This window comes from Rhizobium favelukesii (assembly GCF_000577275.2).
GTDB classification, from domain to species: domain Bacteria; phylum Pseudomonadota; class Alphaproteobacteria; order Rhizobiales; family Rhizobiaceae; genus Rhizobium; species Rhizobium favelukesii.
Genome location: NZ_HG916852.1, coordinates 354,688 through 376,424 on the forward strand (window position 1 = coordinate 354,688; position 21,737 = coordinate 376,424).

A 21,737-nucleotide genomic window follows, 5' to 3' on the forward strand; every position below is an offset into this window, starting at 1 on the left:
GCTGCCGCCCATCGTTTGACAGCGCGTGCCAGCGCCGGGCGTAAAGATTGGATTCAGTCTTTTTTGGTAAATCTCTGTTAGCCATTGCTTTTCAATGGGTCTTTGGTGGCAGCGACCCTGCCGTCGACAGTTGTTTTGCGTGCGGGTTCTTAATGCGTCTATCGGCTGCGTCAGTTTTCTTCCTTGCCTGCCTTGCTTTGTCAGGCTGCACATCCAGTTTGGGACCGGACAGCCTCGCCGCAGGAGTGCCGTCGCGCGAGACGACAAGCTCGGTCACGCGCCCAAGCGCCCCCGTGCCAGAAACGGCTGTGCCGTCTGCCGATGTGGGTGAGGCCCTGCCGGTCGCGCCGAGACAGGAGGAATTGGCCTGGGCAGGTCCGGTTCCTCAGCCGCAAGCCTTCACGCCGCAGGCAAGCGTGGCCGCAGCCCCGTCACCATCGGAAAGGCCGGTTGCAGCACCAGCGCCGATGGCCCCGGAAATCGATCCGGCGCCGCGCACACGCTCCCAGATCTACGGTCATCGTTTCCGTGACGTCAAACCCATCAACTTCGGATCGTCTTCGCCGCGAAAGCTCGCCGTTCATGGCGTCGACGTTTCGCGCTGGCAGGGTGCCATCGACTGGCAGAAGCTGAGGACGCAGGGCGCGAACTTCGTCTACATCAAGGCAACCGATGGCGGCGATCATCTCGATCCGATGTTCCGAAAGAACTGGCGGGATGCCAAGCAGGCCGGAATAAAGCGCGGCGCCTATCACTTCTTCTATTGGTGCCGCACGGCCGGCGAACAGGCGGACTGGTTCATCCGCAACGTTCCCAGGGAAGCCGGCGCTCTGCCGCCGGTCATCGACGTCGAGTGGAACGGCGAGTCCAGCTGCAAGCGACGGATCTCTCCCGAGAGGGTTCGCGAGAAGATGCAGGTCTTCATGGACAAGCTGGAGAAGCACTACGGGCAGCGGCCGATTATTTACACCGCACCGGACTTCTACCGTGATAACCTCAAGGGCGCGTTCCTGAATTATCCCTTCTGGCTGCGTTCGGTTGCAGCACATCCCTCGAAAGTTTATCCCGGACGCCGGTGGGTATTCTGGCAGTATTCGGGCTCCGGCATCTCGCATGGCGTCGATGGCCGGATCGACCTGAATGTCTTCCACGGCAGCGAGGATGACTGGCACGACTGGGTCAGCAGCGCCGGCTGAGACGCTGCCGGTGCGGCTTGCTTGAAACAATCGGGAGGCTAGCTTAGCTATGGCGGAAGTCGTGCTTTTTCATCATGCACAGGGTTTGACGCAAGGTGTCGTTGCCCTTGCCGCAGACCTGCGAGCCTGCGGACACGTCGTTCATACGCCCGACCTTTTTGCCGGTCGGACGTTCGACACCTTGGAGCAGGGTGTGCAGCATGCTCAGGAGATCGGCTTCGGGGAAATTGTCCAACGCGGAGCGCGCGCAGTGGATGGGCTTATGACCGAGCTCGTCTATGTCGGTTTTTCCCTGGGGGTGCTGCCCGCGCGGTATCTGGCCCAAACGCGTTCCGGCGCGCGGGGCGCGATTTTTCTTCACGCCTGCTTGCCGCGTTCGGAATTCGGTTCGGCCTGGCCGGAGGGGCTGCCGGCGCAGATCCATGCGATGGATGCCGACCCATTCTTCGTCGCAGACGGTGATATCGAGTCAGCTCAGGCGCTCGTTGACGAATCGGCTGACGTCAGGCTTTTCCTCTACCCGGGCGACTCGCATATCTTTTCTGACCGGTCGCTCGCGGCCTACGATCCAGCCGCCGCCGCCGTTTTCGAACGACGGTTGCTCGACTTTCTCGCCGATCGATAGCGGTTCAACCGGGTCGCGCTGGCAGGCTATGCCCTCAGTTCAGATAGACGATCGAGGCGTTGAGCAGCGTCGCGAAACCGACCCAGACGGCATAGGGAACGAAGAGCAGCGCGGAAATGCGGTCCGAGTTCCAGCGGTTTACGGCAAAGGCAAGGATCAGCCCCAGCAACAGGACGATGACGACCAGAGACGCCGACAGCATCCGCAAGCCGAAGAAGAACGGCGACCACAGAAAATTGAGCACCATCTGCCAGGCCCAGATGAGCATGCCGATGGAAAGATGCCCGCGCAGCCACGTCCGCGCCCCGGCAATACCGATCAGGACGTAGAGAGCGAACCAGACGGGCCCGAAGATCCAGTCAGGTGGATTGAATGCCGGTTTTGCAAGAGATTGATACCATTCCCCAGGCAGATTATTGACGCCGATAGCCAGACCCCCGCCCAGCGCGATGGCGACGAAGACGACGTAGGTCAGGGCTTTGCTCATGCGGCGGAGATAGTGCAGCCATACCCTCCAACCAGATCGCTAGCGATCTTTTGCGCACAATTCAGACGGCCGCAACGCGCACGATATGCTGGTCCCAGGCAACATCGCTCTGCGTTGATAAAAATCCGCCTTCATAGGACGACACGGCGAAGCCGTCCTTGGCCGCTGCAATCCCTGCCGCATCAGGCACGACGTCCTCACGAAGCACCCGGCCGCTCTTCGCATCGATCGTCACGGAGGCTCCGCGCTTGGGTGAGGTGACGCCGACCAGCCCTCCTGCTCGATTGATTGCGATCGCACCGACATAGTTGGCAAGCCGGCGTGTCGTCTCTTCCGGCAGTTCGACGAAGCGCAGGTCTTCTCCTTTCGCAAAGGAGCCGACGAGCGGCGGCAGGTCGTTGCGGTGTCCTTCATATTGGCAGGCAAACCAGATGCGGCCGTTCGCATCGACATCGACGTGTCGGGTAGAGAGTTGCGCCCACTGCGATGGCAGGGAGTGTTTCTCGATCAGTATCCCCGTTGCTGCATCGATCAGCGTTAGAGACGGCTGCATGCTGGAGAGATTGAGCTTCGTGCGGCCGAAATCCGGATGCGTTTCGATCCCGCCATTGGCAACGATCAGCATTCGCCCGTCGTCGGATACCGTCATGTCATGCGGACCGACGCCGTAGGTCTCGAACTCGCCGATGCGCTCAAAACGGCTGGTCGCATCGTAAAGGCCGATCACGCCGCGGTTGGTGTCGAAGGCGTTCTCGCTGGCATAGAGCAGCCGGCCGTCAGGCGAGAAGGCGCCATGGCCATAGAAGTGACGACCTTCGGCGGCCGTGACGATGATCGGTTCCTTTTTGCCGCGAGGGTTGAAGATCATCGCATAGGTGCCGGGACGACGGGCAAACGCGACGGTCTTTCCCGTCACTTGGCTGCAGGCCATGCCATGGGCGCGCGCCGGAAGCGTGACTTGGTCAACAATTTCACCGCGCTCAGAGACCGTGGCAACGGCGTACGATCCGTTTGCCGTCCGCATGCCCGATGCATAGACCGCGTCCGCGCGGTCCAGTGCCATGAGCGCTCGCGGCTGGAGCGGGGCCAGGAATGTCAGTCCGGCAGCCTTGACGAAACTGCGCCGGTCGATCGCCGAACTATTCCACATGGCTTCAATCGCCGTCCGAGAAGGAGAAGCCAGCCGACAGGCCGATCGCGGCGCCGTAGTCATCGCTGATCTTGGTGATCAGTTCGCGCGTGCTGACGAGAAGGGCATCGAGCTTTGCCCTTTCCGCGGTGCTTGTCGCAACCTCGATATCGGGGTTGAGTTTCGGCACGGTGTCGAGCAGCGACTTGAAGCTGGCATCGATCGCGTCGGCGATCGGCTTTTTGTCCGCAGGTAGCAACGCGGCCATGCCGGCCTTTTGCCAGAGCGTCCGCAGTCCCTCTAGGTTGGCCGTCATCGACTTCCAAGTGTTGTTGGAGCGCCAGTAGATCGCCATGCGTGGACGCGGCGTGGTGTCCTTGCCCTTATAGAACTGCTCGAGCCGCTGATCGCGGACGGTTTCCGCGCCGTGAACAAGAATACCAAGCAGGGCGGTCACGGCCTCCTTGTTATCCATGAAGTCTTCGCTTTGCGGGCCGGGATGCTTCCAGCTTGCCTGCACGCCGTCGGGCTTTTCCCAAGCCGCGATGACTTCGCCGGCCTCGCGCTGGATGTTGCCGGCAACCGCCGCGCCATAGAGGCATCGGAAGCTGTTCTTCTGCTTCGTCAGGTCTTCGGAGCCGGTGCCGTGGAGTACGTATTCAAGCGCAGTCAGCCCCTGTAGCGCCACGCTTTTGCCGGCGATCGCGTCGACCGTTGCGTCCTTCGGATCGGCTTTGGCGATCAGAGCCTGAACCTGCTTCAGGCCGACGCCCTTGCGATCAGGATAGAACAGGATGTGCTCGAAGAGATTGTCTTGGATAACTGGTCCGGTCTGAACGATCTCAATGACCGACCAATATCGGATCGTATCGTCGAAGGCCGACTTCGCCTTGTCCAGCGTCTGCTGCGTAGCGTCATCGCAGAGGTCCTTCATCGCCGTCGTCAGGCGCGCTGCCGATTGCTGGGCGTTGCGGTAGCCGGGGCGGATCACCTCATCGACTGCCCGCTGCATGACTGCGGATACCGCTTCCTCGTTCAGGCCGGCCTGCGGTGCAGAGGTCTGGGCGGCAGCGGAAGAAACAAGGGCAAGGGAGAGGAGAAGAGGTTGCCAAAGGCGCATCAAAGGGACTCCAGGAATGTAATCAATGCCTGCCGGTCATCCTTGGGCAGGGATGTAAACGCGTCACGCGCCTTTTGCGCCTCGCCGCCATGCCAGAGAATCGCTTCGGTGAGATTTCTGGCGCGGCCGTCATGGAGGAAAAAGCTGTGCCGGCTGACAGTCTGGGTGAGACCTATACCCCATAGCGGTGGCGTGCGCCATTCACGTCCGCTCGCGCTCCCGACTTGTTGTCCGTCCGCAAGACCCTCGCCCATGTCATGCAGCAGGAAGTCGGAATAGGGCCAGATCAGTTGGAATGATTGGGCCTTGTCGAGGCTGTCGCGGCGCGTGACGAACTTCGGCACGTGGCAGGAAATGCAGCCGCTTTCGTAAAAGATCTTCTTGCCCAGCAGGGTTACCGGAAAGCTCGCCTCACGCCGTGCGGGGACCGCAAGGTTTGCCGAATAGAAAGTGACAAGATCGAGGATCGGACCGGGAGCCTCCTCCCTGCCTAGGCGCTTCTGGACGCCCGTCGGCATCTCCTGGCACTTGGCTTCGGCTTTTGTGCAATCGCCGTGCGGGTCAGGCCGGTCGGGGTTCGAAATGCCAATATCGTTGGAAAAAGCATCGGCGCTCTGATCGCGCACGCTTGCATTCTGGGCCTTCCAGCCGAAGCGCCCGAGCGCAACCTTGCCCGTACGGTGGTCGCGCACGATCGCCGCTTTGCCATGGACGCCGTCGCCGTTCGCATCGTCCGGATCGGCATGCGCGAGGATATCCGCCTCGGGAATAGCCTCGATCAGGCCCAGCCCGATCATTGCCGGCGCAACGCGTGGCGAGAGCGTCGTGGCGGGGTCAAGCGGCCCGTAACCAAGGTCGGTCACCTCGTAGGTCGGCCGACGCAGCAAGACCGTCTCGCCGTCGCCAAGCGCAACAGGTTCCTCGGTGTAACGGATCGCCATCTTCCCTTCGGAGGGAAGGCCGGGCACCGCGAGATCCTGCAGCTGGTGGCCATAGATGAGATCGGGGAAGTTGACGATCTGGGCCTCGGTAATCCCGCGCTGCTCCTCGGGCGTTGCCGCCGGGCGCGATAGGCGCAGGACCATCGAGGTGGCGCTGACGCCGCCCTCCGGCGGCTTTCCGCGACCGTCGTTCAGGTGACAGCTCATGCAGGAGCGGGCATTGAAGAGCGGCCCTAGGCCATCCGAAGCCTGCGTCGAGGACGGCGCGGAGACCCAGAGCTTCTTGAAGAGCGCGTTCCCGAGCCGGAACGGCTGCTCTTCCTCGAAGGGGATCGTCGCAGAGATATGCGAGAAGGAATCCTGGGTGATCGGATCGATCGATGTGGCACCGCCTGCCTGCATCGCTTCGTATTGTTCGGCCTTGGAAAAATCGTTGGTCGGTGGCGTCACATCGGCGACGCGTTTCATATCTGCGTCGGAAAGGTCAGCTCGCTTTGGCGGGAAATCGAAACCAGACGCCAGGGCGACGGAAAATCCGGCGATCGCAGCGCAAAATGCTGCGCTACCGAGAAGACGACGAGCCGGTATGGGAGGCATTTTCGGAGTTCGGGCCGCTCCGCCAGACGAAGCGGCCCGCCTTTTCACTTATTGGAAGACCGCGCCAGGATTATCCAAGCTGTCGGAACCTTCAAGCTTCACCGTGCCGAGATCGAGTGCGGCAATAACGCGCTGCACCGACTTTGTCTGGTCGACGAGGCCATCGATAGCTGCCTGAACGACAGCGTTGCCCTTCTTGTTGCCTTCGCCAATCATCTGGTCGTACTTCTCGACGTTCTGACCACGCTTGGCCATGACCTGCATTGCGTCGAGCGTCTTCTTCAGCTTGGCCTGCATTTCCTTGTCGACCTTCTTGTCCTTGGCTGCGACAAGATCATGCAGCGACGGACCGGCCATCTTCGTGCCGTCAACGCGGGTGTAATCGCCCGTGTAAGCGGCGGCGATGCCGATCGCGTCGTTGAGGTGCGAGTTGTAGGTGTTGTCGGAGAAGCAATCGTGCTCTTCTTCCGGATCATGCAGCAGCAGGCCGAGCTTCATGCGCTCACCGGCCAGCTCGCCGTAGGAGAGCGAACCCATGCCGGTCAGGATCGCAACGAGGCCAGCCTTCGGATCGACTTCCACATGCTTGGTGGCTTCGCCGTCCGGAGCCCAATTGTTGGTCATTTCCTGAAGGTCGGAAACGAGCAGCGTCGAGGCGGACTTCAGATATTCGGCGCGGCGATCGCAATTGCCGTGCGTGCAATTCTTGAGGTCGTAGTCGGTGGCAGGGCGGTTGCCGGCACCGGGGCCGGTTCCGGTCAGATCCTGGCCCCAGAGAAGGAACTCGATGGCGTGGTAGCCCGTTGCGACGTTGGCTTCGACGCCGCCGGCTTCTGCCAGCGTGCCGGACAGGAACTCAGGCGTCAGCTTGGACGCGTCGACATCCTTGCCGTCGATTTTGATGGTCTTGTTGGCAATGACATTGGCGACGTAGAGCGAGTTTTCGTCGCTCTCGGTGCCGTAGGAGGCGTCGACATAATCGATCAGGCCTTCATCGAGTGGCCAGGCGTTAACCTTGCCTTCCCAGTCGTCAACGATCGGGTTGCCGAAACGATAGACTTCCGTCTGCTGATAGGGCACGCGGGCCTTGATCCAGGCGGCGCGAGCGGCCTTCAGCGTTTCGTCTGTCGGATTCTTGAGCATGGCGTCGATTGCAGCGTCGATGGCCTTGGCCGTCGCCAGCGAGTCTTCGTACTTCGCATGCGCAACTTCGGCGTAATGCTTGACGACTGCAGCAGCATCCGGTGCCGCATAGGCGGGAATGGCGAGCAGGGCGGTTGGGGCTACGGCCAGCGCCACGGCTGCGCAGAAATTCTTGTTGAGTTTCATGATCCTCTCCTGTGCGGACATTCCGTCTGAGGTCCGACGAAAAATCTCTTCGCCCAAAAGCAAACTGGTGTCAAACACTCTAGTTTGGAATGATTTTAAGTATATTTCGCCACCATCGCCGACCGGCTGAAGTGAGGGTCAGCCCTTACGCTGCATGCGGCAGAAAAAGAAACCGTCCGTATCCGTGGAGGCGGGCGTGAGGGTGATGGTCTTGTCGTCGGACGAGCGGGGACGCGGTCTGTCCTTTCCGAACAAGCCGTCCCACGCCGGCAGGGCGCTGACGATGTCGTAGTCGCCATTTTCGGCAGTGAACCGCCGAACCTGGTCCTCGTTCTCCTGCGGCAGCACCGAGCAGGTCACATAGATCAGCTCGCCGCCCGGGCGGACAAAGGCGCTGGCCTGTTTGAGAGCGTCTTGCTGTTGGGCAGTGCGCTCGTCGAGATTCTTGGCGGTCAGACGCCATTTGGTATCGGGTCGCCGCCGCCATGTGCCGGTTCCGGTGCAAGGCGCGTCGACAAGCACCTTGTCGCAGCGCTCGCTGAGGCCCTTCAGCGCCTTGGCGTCGTCATGCACTTGGACATTCCGCGTTCCCGCGCGCCTCAGCCGTTCGATGATCGGGGCAAGCCGCTTGCGATCCGCATCATAGGCGTGGACCTGGCCCTTGTTGTGCATGGCCGCCGACATGGCGAGTGTCTTGCCGCCGCCGCCCGCGCAATAGTCGAGAACCTGTTCGCCATCTTTGGGAAGCACGAGATCGGCAACGATCTGCGATCCCTCGTCCTGCACTTCGAACCAGCCTTTTTGGAACGAAAGCTCGGCCGTCACGTTTGGAAGCCGGGAGGCGCCTTCGCCGGCGGGAATCCGGATGCCGTACCGGGCGATCGTCGCCTCCTGTGCCCCGGCTCTTTCGAGCGCCTTGACCGTCTTGTCGCGGGTGGCTTTCAGGATGTTGGCGCGCAAGTCGAGCGTGGGACGCCCGGCAAGCGCCTGCGCCTCGGCAAGCCAGTGATCGCCGAAGGCGCTTTCAAAGGAGGACTGGACCCATTCGGGAATATCGCCCTGAACATGAGCGGGGGCATCGGCCAGCATGCGGTTGTTGAAGGCGGATAGCGCCGCTTCCGAAAGCGGGCTGGGTGCGAACTTGTCGTCCATAAGTTCCGCGGCAAGGGTTTCCGGCGTGAAGCTCCACTGCCGGAACATCACCGCATAGGCGATCGCGGATGCACGGTCATCGTCCATCAGCCAGGCGTGGGAGAGGCGCATACGAAGCGCATCATAGACAATATTGCCGATCGCCGCGCGATCCCCGGATCCGGCAAACCGATGGGCGAGGCCCCAGTCCTTCAATGCATCGGCGACAGGCCGTCTGCGGGCATCGATATCTGCAAGAACCGAAATCGCCCCTTCGAGCCGTCCGCCCAAACGCATTCACACAGCTCCTAGTGGCCTCGGGTCAAAACTCCAGGCTTGTGAACAATCTGCAGGAAGCGCGACAGACGCAGCAGATTGTACACAAGTCTTCAATCGCGTCGTACTCGCGATTGGCGGCAAGAGCAAGCGGACGGCGTCGGGCCGACCGATGTTTTAGCCTATGACCTCGTAGCAGACCTTCGCAGTGCCGCTGCTGACCATACCAATGTTCTGGGCGGCGGCACGGGAGAGATCGAGGACGCGGCCACGAATGAATGGGCCACGATCGTTGACGCGGACGACGACACTGCGTCCGTTTCTGCGGTTGGTAACTTTCAGCTTCGTGCCAAATGCCAGTGAACGATGTGCTGCAGTATTGATGGTCGGGTTCATACGTTCCCCGGAAGCGGTTTTGGAGCGAAGTGCGTACCATGATGCGCCACCGCAACCATTTGCAGCAAATCCTTCAACGGGAAGGATGGTAGAACAGGCTGCAATCGTTGCTGCTGCGATAACAGAACGGCAAATTTTCTTCAAAACGGATTGTCCCCTCAACTGTTGAACTCGCGCCTTGTGGGCGGTGGGAGGGTTGAATCCGGCCAAGTGTGGCGAAAAAGTGCCTCCATATATCACGGAATATTACAAAGTGTAATATTTGTGATGACTGAATGCGCGACATGGAGCCGCAGAAAATCAAGAACATGGGAAAAAAGATAATGAAATCAAGTAAAATTAGAACGATTCTTGCCAGACGAAATCCACGCAACCCATGATCACAAAATTAACGAAAATAATTTTGCGCGATTGCCATAATTAATGCCTCATTTGAGCAAATTCAGGGGCCGTTAACCATAAGCCAGTGCAGGATTATGTGCGCCGAGCAAGCGAGGTAGGAATTTTCTACCCTTCACAGATCCGTTCGTGGCCGCAGGTTAACAACCATAGGAAGTAAATTCTGCCGCCTGCTCTCCCTGGCAGGCAGGGTCGTGATGCGTAGACCGACGCTGACCGCTGCAGCATCATCTAAAATGCGATGGGCGTTGTCGAAAACACGGATAATCAAACGTCTTTACCTTGCAAGCGCGCAAAGCGGTAGCTGTGGGCGCGGCTCGTTCGATTTGGGAAGGGGAGGCTGCGAAGTCATGAGCATATCCTATCGTTGGATTATTGTTGCTGCGGGGGCATTGATGACCTGCGTTGCGCTTGGCGCGATGTTCTCACTGGCGATCTTCCAGGAGCCCATCGCAATCGAGACCGGATGGTCACACGCGGGCATCGCGACTGCGATGACGCTCAATTTCATTGTTATGGGGATTGGCGGCTTTCTCTGGGGCACCGCAAGCGATCGCTTTGGTCCGCGCGTTGTCGTTCTGATCGGCGCCGGAGGCCTCGGGCTGGCGCTTGTGTTGGCGAGCCGCGCCGAAACCCTTCTGCAATTTCAGCTGACCTACGGCATTCTGGTGGGGTTTGCCGCCAGCACGTTCTTTGCACCGATGATTGCGACCACGACAGGTTGGTTCGAGGAGAACCGCAGCCTTGCCGTCTCATTGGTTTCTGCCGGCATGGGTGTCGCGCCGATGACGATCTCGCCCTTCGCGCGCTGGCTCATTTCCGCCTACGATTGGCGAACCGCGATGCTGCTGATCGGTATCGCTGCCTGGGTCCTGTTGATACCGGCAGCCCTGCTCGTTCGGCGTCCGCCGGCGGAAGCCGGCGACGGCGCAGCCACCGCTACCGCCAGCGGCGAGCAACCTTCACTCTCGCGGGTGTTCCGGTCGCCGCAATTCATGGTCCTCGGCCTGACGTTCTTCGCCTGCTGCGCGGCGCATTCCGGCCCGATCTTCCACATGGTCAGCTATGCCACGATCTGCGGCATAGCGCCGATGGCCGCCGTCAGTATCTACAGCGTCGAGGGGCTTGCGGGGCTCGGCGGCCGACTTCTCTATGGTGGGCTTGCCGACAGGATCGGGGTGAAGCCCGTCCTCGTCGCCGGCCTGTTCGTCCAGGCGATCGCGCTGGCAACCTATCTCTTCGTCAGCCGGCTCGGCGAATTCTACGTTCTCGCGATTATCTTCGGCAGTGCCTATGGCGGCGTGATGCCGCTTTATGCCGTGCTTGCTCGGGAATATTTCGGGCCGCGCATCATCGGTACTGTGTTTGGCGCAGCGACGATGCTCTCCAGCCTCGGCATGGCCTTTGGCCCTCTGATCGGTGGCTGGATCTTCGACACGTTCGCCAACTACTCTTGGCTTTTCATCGGATCCGCGCTGGTCGGGCTGGGGGCAGCGGCGATAGCACTGGCATTCCCGCCGCTCGCCCAGGCAAAGGCCGAGCCGGCCCTTGGCATATCCGCATGAAGCGTCAGCTAGCCGCGCCAGCTGTTGCTCTGCATCAGCTGCGCGAGCGAGGCGGGATAGATCGGGAAGGAGAACGTAAAGCCCGCTGCCTTCAGCTTTGCGTTCGAGACCCGTTTGTTCTCGCCGTAGAAGGACCGCGCCATCGACGTCAGTTCAGCCGTCTCGAAGGGCTGCTCCGGCGGCGGCGCGACGCCCATCAGGCGTGCGGCCTCGACAATGACGTCCTGAGGCGGGCCGGGCAGGTCGTCCGTCACATTATATATGCCGCCGAGCCCGCGCTCGGCGAGGAACCGCGTGGCCGCCCCGATATCCTCCACCCGGATCCGGTTGAAGACCTGATCCTTCTTGATCAGCCGTCGGGCCGTGCCGCGTTTCAGATTGCAAAAGGCATTGCGGCCCGGGCCATAGATGCCGGATAGGCGCAGAACTGCCGCCGGGACATGGGCCTCAGCGCCGATCGCCATCCAGCTGTCTTCCGCTTCCAGTCGCTCCTTCGACCGTCCGGAAACTGGCGTGCACGACGTTTCTTCGGTTACCCAACCGCCCTTGTGATCTCCGTAGACGCCCACCGTCGAGAGGTAGCCGATCCACTGAAGCTTAGGCATCATCTCCCGCAAGCGATCGCTCGCCAGCCTGATCAGCGGATCGCCATTCTCCCGCGGCGCAATGGATTGGACGAGGTGGGTCGCGTCCTGCATTGCCTCGCTCAATTCCTTGTCGAGCACCTCGCCGTCGAAAACGAAAGCGTCGATCCCCTGCCCACGCAGGGCAGCTGCCTTGTCGTTCGAGCGTGTCGTACCGGAGACGCGCACGCCGTCAGCCATGAAAGCCTTTGCGATTGCCGTGCCCGAATAGCCGCAGCCGAAAATCATCACATGCATCAAACTGCTCCCGCCAAGCGCCACTCGTCCAGGACATCGCTGTCCGACTCATCCGGCTTTTGTGCCGCAAAGGCAGAAAATTCTCCAGCCTCGAGAAGGCGCGAGAGCGCCCAAACCGCCATGCCACGCACGACGGGCGAGGCATCCCGCGACAATGCCCGACATCGGTCGACAAATCGGCGATCGCCCGAATTGCCGGCGGCGATGAGCACATTCCGGATGAACCGATCGCGGCCAATGCGCTTGACCGGCGAGCCGCTGAAGAAGGCGCGGAAGCTGGCGTCGTCGAGGCTCAGCAGGTCCTCGATTGATGGTTCCTTCAAGTCCTCTCGGGCCTGCAGCTTCATTTCGGAAGCCTCATGGGCAAATTTGTTCCATGGGCACGCGGCAAGGCAATCGTCGCAACCATAGATTCGATTGCCAATCAGTGGCCGCAACGCCGGATCGATCGGTCCCTTGTGTTCTATAGTGAGGTAGGAGATGCAGCGCCGCGCGTCGATCTGGTAGGGACCGGGAAAGGCATTGGTCGGACAGATATCGAGACAGGCGCGGCAGGAGCCGCAGTGATCTATCTCTGGCGCGTCCGTGTTCAGGTCCGCGGTCGTGAACATAGAACCGAGGAAAAGCCAGGAGCCGTGCTCGCGGCTGACGAGGTTCGTGTGCTTGCCCTGCCAGCCGAGGCCGGCCGCGGCCGCTAAGGGCTTCTCCATCACCGGGGCTGTGTCGACAAAGACCTTCACGTCTGCGCCGGCGCGCGCGACAAAGCGCGTCGCAATCTCCTTCAATCGCCCCTTGATGACATCGTGATAGTCGCGATTGCGCGCGTAGACCGAGATCGCAGCCTTGTCGGACTTTGCCAGAATCTCGCGGGGATCGTCCTCTGGCCCATAATTGAGGCCGAAGACGACGATCGAGCGGACATCGTTCCAGAGAGTGCGCGGATCGCCTCGCCTGTCGCGGGTCTGCGCCATCCACTCCATCGTTCCATGCCGCCCGGCGTCGATGAACTCGCCAAGCCGCTCCTTGGCCTCCGGGATAGCGTCCGGTCGCGTGACGCGACAGAGGTCGAAACCCAACGCCTTTGCCTCCGCCCGAACGAAGGCAGTGAGGGTATCGCGGCGTCTCTGTTCCTTGTTTTCTGTGGCCATCGAAGGCCCTCGTCAGAAATCCAGATCGGCGTAGTGCGAAACCGGTGTCAGACCCCGCACGCGCTCGGTAAGCAGCGGTCGGAAGGATGGACGCGACTTCAGGCGCTGATACCAATCCTTGACAACAGGAGCTTCCGACCAGTCGATTTCGCCGAGATAATCGAGAATGGAAACTGCTGAGGCAGCAGCCAGGTCGGCATAGCTCATTCGGTCACCCGCCAGCCACTGGCGTGAGCCTGCGAGCCATGTCAGGTATTTCATGTGCTGGCGGATATTCGCCCGTGCCGTGCGAAGGATCTTAGAATCCGGCGCACCACCACCCTGATCCGCCGTCATCTGCAGTTTATAAACGCGCTCGCGGGCAAGCGGCTTGGTCACGTCGGTTTCCATCTTCTGCATGAACCACTCTGTCAGCCGACGAATTTCGGCGCGCTGGAATGGATCTTCGGCCAGCAGCCGGCGATCGCGCTTCAGGACGCCGTGCGTCTCGTCGAGATACTCGGAGATCACAGCGGCGCCACACAGTGCCCGCATGCTGTCATCGACGTAGACCGGCAATGTTCCGGCTGGGTTCAGCGCGAGGAAATCCCGGCGCTTCTCCCATGTCTGCTCCTCGATCAGGTCCGTCTGATAGCCGTATTCCGTCAGGATCAACCGAACGAAGCGTGATGCGGATGACATGGGGTGATGGTAGAGCGTGGGCATCGATTCTCGGATTTTTTGATGGGTGTGGTGCGTTGCGGAAGCGCGATAATCATAGCGCCCTAGTCATGACTCATTCGTTGAAGCTATAGGAGCTTGGACCTTCCAATACAAGCGAGTCGGATTGCGGACCGCCTGACAAAGGACGTGGACGTGCCCGAAAAACTGATTTTTGCTTCTCGCCCTGTCTTCGTCACTTCCAGACGCCATAACCCCAACGAAAGCCCGACCAAACTCCACGGAGAGAATTCATGGATCATGTAAACTCTATAATTCTAGGCATAATAGAGGGAATTACCGAGTTTCTGCCGATTTCGAGCACCGGCCACCTCATCATTGCGGAGCAATGGCTCGGCCACCGGTCGGATATGTTCAATATCGTTATTCAGGCAGGCGCCATCCTCGCCGTCACGATCATTTACTGGCGTCGGCTATTGGACCTGGTGCTCGGATGGCGGGATCCGCGGAACCGCACCTACGCCGCCAAGCTGATCGTCGCGTTTCTCATCACGGCGATCCTCGGACTTGTCGTCAAGAAGCTCGGCTTTCAGCTGCCTGAGACTGCGACGCCGATCGCCTGGGCGCTGATCATCGGCGGTGTCTGGATGATGTTTGCCGAATGGGCAGCTGCCCGCCGGCCGCCCCACAAGGAGATAACCTGGCTCGTTGCCATCTTGGTCGGCATTGCCCAGGTGGTTGCCGGCGTCTTCCCGGGAACCTCACGCTCCGGCGCCACGATTTTCGTCGCCATGCTGGCAGGCACGGGCAATCGGGCCGCGGCGACAGAATTCGCTTTTCTCGTCGGTATCCCGACCATGTATGCCGCGAGTGCCTTTGAATTGCTGAAGACGTTCAAGGATGGTGGAGCAGCAAACGAGGATTGGACCGGCCTCGGGATCGCCTTCGTCGTTTCCACGGTGGTCGCGTTCATCGCCGTGAAATGGCTGCTATCCTATATCCGGAGCAACCGGTTTACAGTGTTTGCGATCTACCGCATCATTCTCGGAGTTATTCTGCTCGGCATGGCAGCGTCCGGCATGATTGCCTGATACGATTGCCGCATTCGCGCAATCCATGGCGCGAATGCGGATTTAATCCGCCATCGTTTCCCGCAAGCCGGAAACAGCGAACTCACAGCTTAAAGCGCTATGCTTCAGGCGTTCTGTTCGGGTAATGCCGGCGCCGAGGCGCCGGTCTTTCGTCACCGACTGATGGAGCCGGTCTCGCAGGGATCAACGCCGTAGGCTGGCGAGCACTCGCCCTTCACCGCTGCAACCGAACCGGGTGCGATGAAGGAGCCTGCCAGAATTACCAGCGCCGCACACGCAAACAGGAGCGCGATTGACCTACCCATCGAAGAAAGCCTTTCAAAAGTCGTTGGCGCGCCGTCAAAGGCGCTGAGTCCATTGGGAGACGCGCGGGGTGTGTAGTCAGTGGAGTGACAAATAGCAATAAATGTTCCTGCTAAATTTGGTGTTAATTCCGCTAATTTTTACGTGCGGCTTTTATGCAACTTATGCCCGTTCGGCGCCGGGAAAAAGCGTGCACAACTTGCGCGATTCTGAAAAAACTTTCCACGAAAAACGCCGCCCGCGAAGATCGCGTGCGGCGTGGTATGTTGGGGAGTAGGATGCCCTCAGGCGGCCTTGCCTGATCCGGTATACTGACCGTGCGGACGATACTGCACGAGGTACGAACCAATGACCGAACTCACCAGGGTTGGTGTGACGCCGATGCCCTTCAAGGTACGGTCTTCGGCTTCCGCGTCCTTCGAAACAATATTGTCCTTCTTCAGCAGGCGCACCTGGTCGGCCGTGATCGGCGGTGTGATGAACGGAACGAGCGAGGCGATGCTGCCGATGAGCGACGCGATGCCGAAGGGGATCGAAACCAAACGATTCTTGCGCCAGGTTGCCTTGAGCATGATCTCGAGACATTCACGGAACGTCAGCACTTCAGGTCCGCCAAGCTCATAGACTTCGCCCACGGCGACCTTGCCCTCCACAGCCTTGGCAACGGCTTCGGCAACGTCCACGACGTAGACCGGCTGGAATTTCGTTTTGCCGCCGCCGATCAGTGGCAGAACGGGTGCGATGCGCGCCATGTCGGCAAACTTGTTGAAGAAGCTGTCCTCGGGACCGAAGACGACTGATGGACGGTAGATGATGGCATCCGGCTTGATCGCGTGGATCGCTGCTTCGGCGCGACCCTTGGTGCGGGCGTATCCGGAGTCGGAATGCGCGTGCGCGCCGATCGCCGAGATGTGGATCAGCTTGGCGCCGACGGCGCGGGCCGCTTCAGCGACGGCACGCGCGCCGAATTCCTGAACCGCCTCGAACGAGTTGCGGCCCGCTTCGTGCAGGATGCCGACGCAGTTGACGACGTAGTCGGCGCCTTCGACGGCGCGATCGACGGAGTTGCGGTAGCGCAGGTTCGCCTGGACGAAGGATATCTGCCCGACATTGCCGAGCGGCTGCAGGAAGCCGGCGAGATCCGGGCGGCGAACGGCAACGCGGATGCGGTAGCCGCGCTTTGCGAGCGTGCGCACGATATGCCTGCCGATGAAGCCGGACCCTCCGAACACGGTGACGAGTGGCGGCAGGTTGGCAAGGGTCATGACAGGCTCCTCGAAAGGCTCAGTTGTGTGATCGATCTGGTTTCGTCTTAGACCAATCGCGGCGCGACGAAAAGGGCCATCACGCCGCAGTTCTCAGGGCCGAAAATTTGCCTCAGATGCCTTCGACGACGACCATCTCGGCATCGGCGATTTCCTGGCGGATTTTGGCGGCGATCTGGTATTCGGGCGAATTGTAGCAATCGACGGCGTGCTGCATGGAGGGGAACTCGATTACGACGTTGCGCGCCCGCGCCTTGCCCTCGAGCTCGGTGATCGCGCCGCCGCGGGCGAGAAAGTTGGCGCCATACTTCTCGAAGGCCGGCTTGGCGGCCGCAACATAGTCCTTGTAGCGCTCGGTCTCGCGAACGTCGACGCGTGCGATCCAGTATCCTTTTGCCATCTCAACGCTCCCTGGCTTGGTTGATTATTGAAGGGCCGCCGACATTTCGGCGAGGATTGCCCGAGCCGCTTCCTTGGGATCAGCAGCCTTGACGATCGGGCGGGCGACGACGAGATGGGTGGAGCCGGCCTTCACTGCCGCGGCCGGCGTCATCACGCGTTTCTGGTCGCCCTTGTCGCTGCCGGCCGGGCGAATGCCCGGTGTGACGAGCGCCATATCGGGGCCGATGATCTTGCGGACGGCGGACGCTTCCTCGGCGGAGCAGACGATGCCGCCCATGCCGGCAAGGTGCGCTTGTTCGGCGCGGCGCAGTACGAGGGTATGGGGATCATACTCGTAACCAGCCGCGATCAGGTCCTGCTCATCCATCGACGTCAGCACGGTCACGCCGAGCAAGCAGAGGTCGGATCCCTTCGCGGCCTCGACCGCAGCTTTCATCGCCTTCGGATAGGCGTGCAGCGTCAGCATCGACATCCCCATCTTGACGATGTTCTCGACGCCTGAGGCGACTGTGTTGTCGATGTCGAGCAGCTTCATGTCGAGGAAGATCTTCTTGCCGCTCTTGGCAAGGTCGCGCGCAAATTCCAGGCCGCCGGCAAAGGCAAGCTGATAGCCGATCTTGTAGAAAACGACGTCGTCGCCAAGCATAGTGACGATCTTCTCAGCCTCGCCAAGCGTTGGAACATCCAGCCCGACGATCAGCCGCTCGCGTGCATCCATGTCACATCCATCCCTGCCACTCTTCGATAGGCGTCCAGTCGCACGATGGGCGCCGATCCGCAAGGCTGAAACAGTAGAGATTGCCGCCGCCTCCCGGCTGGTCGCCGTCGCGCCGGATCGGCCGGCCCTGCAAATGGCACTTCAGCAAGGTTCCCACGCCTCCGTGGCCCACGAATGCAATGGGCAAGGCGGGATCATGCGAAGCGAGGACATCGGTGACGGCCGAAACGATCCGCCGTTGCGCATCGATCGCCCGTTCCCAACCTCTGAAGCTCTCTTCGGGATGCGCAAAGAACCAGTCGGCCGCCTTCTCGAATTCCGGCGGCGGCAGGAAACCGGTGGCCGAGCGGTCGTTCTCGTGCATGCCGTGGACGATCTCGACGGGCACCCCTGCAGCGGCGGCAAGGATCTCCGCGGTCTCGATCGCTTTCGTCTCGTGGCTGGAAACGATGCGCCGCAGCTGCCGCACCCAACTGCTTTCGGCTGCCTTGCGGGTGCGCGCGGCACCCGTCTCCGACAATCCCCATTTGGGCACGGGAACGGCTGGATCGATCTTCACTTGCGGATGGGTGATGTAGAGGCCAAACACCGGGTTCAGCTGCGCCGGTAGATCCAGAGCTGCGCCGGCGGGATGTTGCGAACGATGAAGTCGAAGTGCTGGATGTGATAGCGATCCGGCCGGGCAATGATTGGCGACACCGGGCCGTAGGAAATCTGCACGACGGGCCGGCCTGCCGGCAGGCGGTCGAGCAGGCTTTCCAAAAGCGCGATGCGCGCCTGCATCGGGAAGTTCAGGAGCGGAACGGCGGAAACGACGGAATCGAAAGTCTGACCCTTCAGGTCACCGAGCGTCTTGTCGAGGTTGAACGCATCGCCATTGATGAAGTTCACGCCCGGATAGAGCCGGACCAGGTGCTCGTAGAAATCCGTCGAATACTCGACGGCGACCAGATTTTCCGGCTTTACCCCGCGCCCGAGGATTGCCTTGGTGATCGCCCCGGTGCCCGGTCCAAGCTCGAGAACCGGCAAGCCGGAGTGCAGGTTGACGACGCTCGCCATCTTGCGCGCGGTGATGGAGGACGTGGGAACGATCGAACCGACGGTCTTCGGCCCCTGCATCATTCCCTTGAAGAAGCGGATCTCCTCATCGAACTTCTTGCCCAGCCGTTCCTTCAGGCGCAACGCCATGCCGTCCTCCTAGATATGCAACCAGCAGCCCGGTCCCTAATTGCGGCCAGTCGGCACGAAAAACAAGACCCGACGTCGCAATTGACAAAATTTGCGTAGTAAATGCGACGCGCGCCTAGACGCGCATCGGCATCAGCACATAGAGAGCGTCGTCACCGGCCGTGTCGCGAATGAGCGTTGGCGAGCCGGCATCGGCGAGCAGGAAGATCGCTTCGTCGCCCGAAAGCTGCGCCGTGATGTCGAGCAGGTACTTCGCGTTGAAGCCGATTTCCATGGCATCTGTATCGTAGCCGACCGCGACTTCTTCGGTTGCACTGCCGGAATCCGGGTTGTTGACGGTGAGTAGTAGCTGGCCGTCGGAGAGGGCGAGCTTGACCGCGCGGCCACGCTCGGAGGAGATCGTCGAGACGCGGTCGACGGCCTGCGCGAAGGTCGTGCAGTCGACCCGCATTTCCTTGTCATTGTTGGTCGGGATGACGCGTTGGTAGTCCGGGAACGTGCCGTCGATCAGCTTCGAGGTGATGACGATCGAGCCGATGCTGAGACGGATTTTGGCGTCGGAAACTTCGACGGTCACAATCGCGTCGGGTACATCGACAAGCTTCTGCAACTCGCCCACGGTCTTGCGCGGGATGATGATGCCGGGCATGCCTTCCGAGCCTGAGGGCGCATCCACGTCGGCCCGGGCGAGGCGGTGGCCGTCGGTTGCAACGGCGCGCAACTTCAGGTCGCCCTTGCTTTCGATGGTGTGGAAGAAAATGCCGTTCAGATAGTAGCGGGTTTCCTCGGTCGAGATCGCGAACTGCGTGCGATCGATCAGCATCTTGAGGTCGGTCGCCTTCAGCTTGAAGGTATGGCTGAAGGTGCCGGCGGTGAGATCGGGGAAGTCGGATTCCGGCAGGCACTGCAGCGAGAACTTGGAGCGGCCTGACTGAACCGACATCGAGCCGCCGTCGGTGCTGGTCGCAAGCAGCACTTCAGAACCGTCCGGCAGCTTACGCACGATGTCGTAAAGAAGATGTGCGGGAACGGTCGTTGCGCCCGCCTGTTCGACGTTGGCAGGCGTCGCCTCGGTCACCTCGAGGTCTAGGTCGGTTGCCTTCATGTCCAGGTTCTGGCCGTCGGCACGCAGCAGGATGTTTGACAGGATCGGGATTGTGTTCCGGCGTTCGACCACGCGATGCACGTGGTTCAGCGACTTCAAAAGGTTGGACCGCTCAATTGTAATACGCATGGGATGCTACCGCTTTCGACCGTTACTGCTTGGGCGCGCATGTCGCGCGCCGCAAGGAATGCTTTTGCCCAAAAGGGACCGGAGAGTGGACAGGCAAAATGGCAGAATTTTGCGACGGATTGCAAGAGGCGCAAACGGAAGCGTCGATGCAATTGCCGTTTTCCCGCGCAATGCTCACAGAAATTGCAGCGGCCTTGCCGAACTGCAAGGTCTCGCCCATAAAGGCGCGAAGCCAAAGAAAGCAGAAGTACCTTGAGCAACGACGATGTGATGGCCGAAGGCGGCAGGCAACGCAGCTTCCGCCTGCACAATATGTCCATTCCGGCACGGCCATTGGAGTCGGCGCTGTATCTCGTCGCAACGCCGATCGGCAATCTCGGCGACATCACCCTGCGCGCACTGGAAACGCTCGCCGGTGCCGATGTGCTGGCCTGCGAGGACACGCGCGTCACCCGCGTGCTGCTGGACCGCTACGGCATTCAGAACCGCCCCTACGCCTATCACGAGCACAATGCCGAGGAGGCTGGCCCGCGACTGATGCAGGCGCTGGAGGCCGGCAAATCCGTCGCTCTTGTATCTGATGCCGGGACGCCCCTGGTCTCAGACCCCGGCTATCGTCTCGCACAGAGCGCCATCGAGGCAGGTTATCGCGTCGTGCCCATTCCCGGTGCGTCCGCCCCGCTTGCCGCTCTGGTTGGCTCCGGCCTGCCCAACGCTGCCTTTCTCTTCGCCGGTTTTCTGCCGACCAAGGACAAGGCGCGTCGCGATCGTCTGGCTGAGTTCGTAGCCGTTTCCGCAACACTGATGTTCTTTGAATCGCCGCATCGCATAGCGGCAACGCTGGCCGCTGCCGCCGATGTGCTCGGCGGTGATCGCGTGGCCTCCGTCTGTCGCGAATTGACCAAGACGTACGAGGAGTTTCGCCGCGGTACGCTGGCGGAGCTTGCTGCACATTATGCCGATGTCGACAGCGTCAAAGGCGAGATCGTGCTTGTCATTGGTCCGCCGCCGGAGCGCCCGGTCGAAGCCGCGGATGTCGATGCGATCCTGACCGACCTAGCCAGGATCCTTCCGACCTCCAAGGCCGCCGCGGAAGCGTCGCGGCTGACGGGTCTTTCCAAGAAGGGACTCTACCAACGGCTTCTCGACATGAAGGGCGGCGATGGGCGATAGGGCTGCCGCGACCGACCGCCGTAAGGCGCTTGGCGGGTGCCATGTCTCCGAGTATTTGGCTGCTCTCCATCTCATGCTGAAGGGTTGTCGCATCGTCGCCCTGCGCTATCGCACCAAGCTTGGTGAGATCGACATTGTTGCACGCAAGCGCAATCTGGCGATATTCGTGGAAGTGAAGGCGGGTCGCGAGGAGATGAGCGCCATCGACGCCGTGCCGCCCACGGCACAAAATCGGATCAGAGCGGCCAGCGATCTGTGGTTGGCGCGCCAACGCGATTATGCTGTGCTTTCGAAGCGTTACGATATCGTGGCCATCCTGCCGGGCCGCTTGCCTCGCCATCTTCCGAACGCCTTCTGATGTCGATTGCAATCGTGTGCAAAAAGCTATCGATGTAACACTCCTGTCATCAAACCATTAAGGAGGCGTCATGGAAGGCCTCTATTGCACTCCTCACCCCAATAACTGGTGGAGAGGGATTAGCC

General features: G+C 60.8%; 23 protein-coding genes. 6 read left to right on the forward strand and 17 right to left on the reverse strand.

Translation table 11 applies throughout. The annotated features are described in order from the left end of the window. Positions 1–152 precede the first annotated feature (152 nt). The gene (locus LPU83_RS40055; RefSeq protein ID WP_024317735.1) at positions 153–1,196 is read left to right on the forward strand and encodes a glycoside hydrolase family 25 protein; all 1,044 of its coding nucleotides are present in this window, start codon (positions 153–155) and stop codon (positions 1,194–1,196) included. A 49-nt stretch (positions 1,197–1,245) separates the two neighbouring features. Next, entirely contained in the window at positions 1,246–1,821 is a 576-nt protein-coding gene (locus tag LPU83_RS40060) for a dienelactone hydrolase family protein (RefSeq protein ID WP_024317736.1), read from the forward strand. 34 nt (positions 1,822–1,855) lie between these two features. Here the strand turns inward: LPU83_RS40060 and LPU83_RS40065 are convergent, their stop codons facing one another. From LPU83_RS40065 to LPU83_RS40095, 7 genes are all read right to left on the reverse strand, one after another. Next, positions 1,856–2,308 (reverse strand): TspO/MBR family protein, encoded by a 453-nt coding sequence (locus tag LPU83_RS40065; protein ID WP_024317737.1) that lies wholly within the window; start codon positions 2,306–2,308, stop codon positions 1,856–1,858. Between the two features lie 61 nt (positions 2,309–2,369). Continuing rightward, complete coding sequence (locus LPU83_RS40070; protein ID WP_024317738.1) at positions 2,370–3,458, reverse strand: DUF1513 domain-containing protein; 1,089 nt, start codon at positions 3,456–3,458, stop codon at positions 2,370–2,372. 4 nt (positions 3,459–3,462) lie between these two features. Next, complete coding sequence (locus LPU83_RS40075; protein WP_024317739.1) at positions 3,463–4,557, reverse strand: imelysin family protein; 1,095 nt, start codon at positions 4,555–4,557, stop codon at positions 3,463–3,465. Then, the gene (locus tag LPU83_RS40080) at positions 4,557–6,095 is read right to left on the reverse strand and encodes a di-heme oxidoreductase family protein (protein ID WP_024317740.1); all 1,539 of its coding nucleotides are present in this window, start codon (positions 6,093–6,095) and stop codon (positions 4,557–4,559) included. Before LPU83_RS40080 ends, LPU83_RS40075 begins: the two co-directional genes overlap by 1 nt. Before the next feature lie 48 nt (positions 6,096–6,143). Next, positions 6,144–7,424 (reverse strand): imelysin family protein, encoded by a 1,281-nt coding sequence (locus tag LPU83_RS40085; RefSeq protein ID WP_024317741.1) that lies wholly within the window; start codon positions 7,422–7,424, stop codon positions 6,144–6,146. Between the two features lie 138 nt (positions 7,425–7,562). Then, the gene (locus LPU83_RS40090; RefSeq protein WP_024317742.1) at positions 7,563–8,852 is read right to left on the reverse strand and encodes an RsmB/NOP family class I SAM-dependent RNA methyltransferase; all 1,290 of its coding nucleotides are present in this window, start codon (positions 8,850–8,852) and stop codon (positions 7,563–7,565) included. A 156-nt stretch (positions 8,853–9,008) separates the two neighbouring features. Further along, on the reverse strand, positions 9,009–9,371 hold the full coding sequence (locus LPU83_RS40095; protein ID WP_024317743.1) for a septal ring lytic transglycosylase RlpA family protein: 363 nt from the start codon (positions 9,369–9,371) through the stop codon (positions 9,009–9,011). Between the two features lie 605 nt (positions 9,372–9,976). Between LPU83_RS40095 and LPU83_RS40100 the strand changes: the two genes are divergently transcribed. Then, entirely contained in the window at positions 9,977–11,191 is a 1,215-nt protein-coding gene (locus tag LPU83_RS40100) for an MFS transporter (RefSeq protein ID WP_024317744.1), read from the forward strand. A gap of 8 nt (positions 11,192–11,199) precedes the next feature. Here the strand turns inward: LPU83_RS40100 and LPU83_RS40105 are convergent, their stop codons facing one another. The 3 genes from LPU83_RS40105 to LPU83_RS40115 are packed head-to-tail and all read right to left on the reverse strand — an operon-like array spanning position 11,200 to position 13,925. After that, positions 11,200–12,072, reverse strand: coding sequence for an SDR family oxidoreductase (locus tag LPU83_RS40105; RefSeq protein ID WP_024317745.1), 873 nt, complete (start codon positions 12,070–12,072; stop codon positions 11,200–11,202). Then, positions 12,072–13,220, reverse strand: coding sequence for a tRNA epoxyqueuosine(34) reductase QueG (queG, locus tag LPU83_RS40110; protein WP_024317746.1), 1,149 nt, complete (start codon positions 13,218–13,220; stop codon positions 12,072–12,074). The genes LPU83_RS40105 and queG overlap by 1 nt, the downstream gene beginning before the upstream one ends. A 12-nt stretch (positions 13,221–13,232) precedes the next feature. After that, on the reverse strand, positions 13,233–13,925 hold the full coding sequence (locus LPU83_RS40115; protein ID WP_024317747.1) for a glutathione S-transferase family protein: 693 nt from the start codon (positions 13,923–13,925) through the stop codon (positions 13,233–13,235). A gap of 248 nt (positions 13,926–14,173) precedes the next feature. Here LPU83_RS40115 and LPU83_RS40120 point away from each other — a divergent pair, with 248 nt between their 5' ends. Continuing rightward, the gene (locus LPU83_RS40120; protein WP_024317748.1) at positions 14,174–14,971 is read left to right on the forward strand and encodes an undecaprenyl-diphosphate phosphatase; all 798 of its coding nucleotides are present in this window, start codon (positions 14,174–14,176) and stop codon (positions 14,969–14,971) included. A gap of 152 nt (positions 14,972–15,123) precedes the next feature. Here the strand turns inward: LPU83_RS40120 and LPU83_RS72955 are convergent, their stop codons facing one another. From LPU83_RS72955 to dnaN, 7 genes are all read right to left on the reverse strand, one after another. Next, positions 15,124–15,276 carry a hypothetical protein gene (locus LPU83_RS72955; protein WP_007799501.1) on the reverse strand — a complete coding sequence of 51 codons (153 nt, stop codon included), beginning with the start codon at positions 15,274–15,276 and terminating at the stop codon, positions 15,124–15,126. Positions 15,277–15,558: 282 nt separating this feature from the next. Next, positions 15,559–16,539: a complex I NDUFA9 subunit family protein gene (locus LPU83_RS40125; protein WP_024317749.1), complete on the reverse strand. Its 981-nt coding sequence runs from the start codon at positions 16,537–16,539 to the stop codon at positions 15,559–15,561. A 112-nt stretch (positions 16,540–16,651) separates the two neighbouring features. Further along, positions 16,652–16,939 (reverse strand): DUF1330 domain-containing protein, encoded by a 288-nt coding sequence (locus tag LPU83_RS40130; protein WP_024317750.1) that lies wholly within the window; start codon positions 16,937–16,939, stop codon positions 16,652–16,654. Positions 16,940–16,963: 24 nt separating this feature from the next. After that, positions 16,964–17,659 (reverse strand): orotidine-5'-phosphate decarboxylase, encoded by a 696-nt coding sequence (pyrF, locus tag LPU83_RS40135; RefSeq protein ID WP_024317751.1) that lies wholly within the window; start codon positions 17,657–17,659, stop codon positions 16,964–16,966. Between the two features lies 1 nt (position 17,660). Further along, positions 17,661–18,248 carry a histidine phosphatase family protein gene (locus LPU83_RS40140; protein WP_024317752.1) on the reverse strand — a complete coding sequence of 196 codons (588 nt, stop codon included), beginning with the start codon at positions 18,246–18,248 and terminating at the stop codon, positions 17,661–17,663. Between the two features lie 5 nt (positions 18,249–18,253). Continuing rightward, the gene (pmtA, locus tag LPU83_RS40145) at positions 18,254–18,847 is read right to left on the reverse strand and encodes a phospholipid N-methyltransferase PmtA (RefSeq protein WP_024317753.1); all 594 of its coding nucleotides are present in this window, start codon (positions 18,845–18,847) and stop codon (positions 18,254–18,256) included. A gap of 115 nt (positions 18,848–18,962) precedes the next feature. Continuing rightward, a complete protein-coding gene (dnaN, locus tag LPU83_RS40150; protein WP_024317754.1) occupies positions 18,963–20,081 on the reverse strand; it encodes a DNA polymerase III subunit beta in 1,119 nt (372 codons plus the stop codon). Between the two features lie 270 nt (positions 20,082–20,351). Between dnaN and rsmI the strand changes: the two genes are divergently transcribed. Together rsmI and LPU83_RS40160 are read left to right on the forward strand one after the other, a co-directional pair. Next, positions 20,352–21,254 carry a 16S rRNA (cytidine(1402)-2'-O)-methyltransferase gene (gene rsmI / locus LPU83_RS40155; RefSeq protein ID WP_029710339.1) on the forward strand — a complete coding sequence of 301 codons (903 nt, stop codon included), beginning with the start codon at positions 20,352–20,354 and terminating at the stop codon, positions 21,252–21,254. Further along, on the forward strand, positions 21,244–21,612 hold the full coding sequence (locus LPU83_RS40160; protein WP_024317756.1) for a YraN family protein: 369 nt from the start codon (positions 21,244–21,246) through the stop codon (positions 21,610–21,612). Before rsmI ends, LPU83_RS40160 begins: the two co-directional genes overlap by 11 nt. Positions 21,613–21,737 lie beyond the last annotated feature (125 nt).

Excerpts from the sequence above, each read along its gene's own strand:
- LPU83_RS40090 (WP_024317742.1), bottom strand. The coding sequence starts at position 8,852 with ATGCGTTTGGGCGGACGGCTCGAAGGGGCGATTTCGGTTCTTGCAGAT.
- LPU83_RS40105 (WP_024317745.1), bottom strand. The coding sequence starts at position 12,072 with ATGCATGTGATGATTTTCGGCTGCGGCTATTCGGGCACGGCAATCGCA.
- pmtA (WP_024317753.1), bottom strand. The coding sequence starts at position 18,847 with ATGGCGTTGCGCCTGAAGGAACGGCTGGGCAAGAAGTTCGATGAGGAG.
- LPU83_RS40065 (WP_024317737.1), bottom strand. The coding sequence starts at position 2,308 with ATGAGCAAAGCCCTGACCTACGTCGTCTTCGTCGCCATCGCGCTGGGC.
- LPU83_RS72955 (WP_007799501.1), bottom strand. The coding sequence starts at position 15,276 with ATGGGTAGGTCAATCGCGCTCCTGTTTGCGTGTGCGGCGCTGGTAATT.
- rsmI (WP_029710339.1), top strand. The coding sequence starts at position 20,352 with ATGGCCGAAGGCGGCAGGCAACGCAGCTTCCGCCTGCACAATATGTCC.
- LPU83_RS40125 (WP_024317749.1), bottom strand. The coding sequence starts at position 16,539 with ATGACCCTTGCCAACCTGCCGCCACTCGTCACCGTGTTCGGAGGGTCC.
- LPU83_RS40085 (WP_024317741.1), bottom strand. The coding sequence starts at position 7,424 with ATGAAACTCAACAAGAATTTCTGCGCAGCCGTGGCGCTGGCCGTAGCC.
- LPU83_RS40160 (WP_024317756.1), top strand. The coding sequence starts at position 21,244 with ATGGGCGATAGGGCTGCCGCGACCGACCGCCGTAAGGCGCTTGGCGGG.
- dnaN (WP_024317754.1), bottom strand. The coding sequence starts at position 20,081 with ATGCGTATTACAATTGAGCGGTCCAACCTTTTGAAGTCGCTGAACCAC.
- LPU83_RS40100 (WP_024317744.1), top strand. The coding sequence starts at position 9,977 with ATGAGCATATCCTATCGTTGGATTATTGTTGCTGCGGGGGCATTGATG.
- LPU83_RS40055 (WP_024317735.1), top strand. The coding sequence starts at position 153 with ATGCGTCTATCGGCTGCGTCAGTTTTCTTCCTTGCCTGCCTTGCTTTG.
- LPU83_RS40070 (WP_024317738.1), bottom strand. The coding sequence starts at position 3,458 with ATGTGGAATAGTTCGGCGATCGACCGGCGCAGTTTCGTCAAGGCTGCC.
- LPU83_RS40060 (WP_024317736.1), top strand. The coding sequence starts at position 1,246 with ATGGCGGAAGTCGTGCTTTTTCATCATGCACAGGGTTTGACGCAAGGT.
- LPU83_RS40080 (WP_024317740.1), bottom strand. The coding sequence starts at position 6,095 with ATGCCTCCCATACCGGCTCGTCGTCTTCTCGGTAGCGCAGCATTTTGC.
- LPU83_RS40130 (WP_024317750.1), bottom strand. The coding sequence starts at position 16,939 with ATGGCAAAAGGATACTGGATCGCACGCGTCGACGTTCGCGAGACCGAG.
- LPU83_RS40075 (WP_024317739.1), bottom strand. The coding sequence starts at position 4,557 with ATGCGCCTTTGGCAACCTCTTCTCCTCTCCCTTGCCCTTGTTTCTTCC.
- pyrF (WP_024317751.1), bottom strand. The coding sequence starts at position 17,659 with ATGGATGCACGCGAGCGGCTGATCGTCGGGCTGGATGTTCCAACGCTT.
- LPU83_RS40120 (WP_024317748.1), top strand. The coding sequence starts at position 14,174 with ATGGATCATGTAAACTCTATAATTCTAGGCATAATAGAGGGAATTACC.
- LPU83_RS40115 (WP_024317747.1), bottom strand. The coding sequence starts at position 13,925 with ATGCCCACGCTCTACCATCACCCCATGTCATCCGCATCACGCTTCGTT.
- queG (WP_024317746.1), bottom strand. The coding sequence starts at position 13,220 with ATGGCCACAGAAAACAAGGAACAGAGACGCCGCGATACCCTCACTGCC.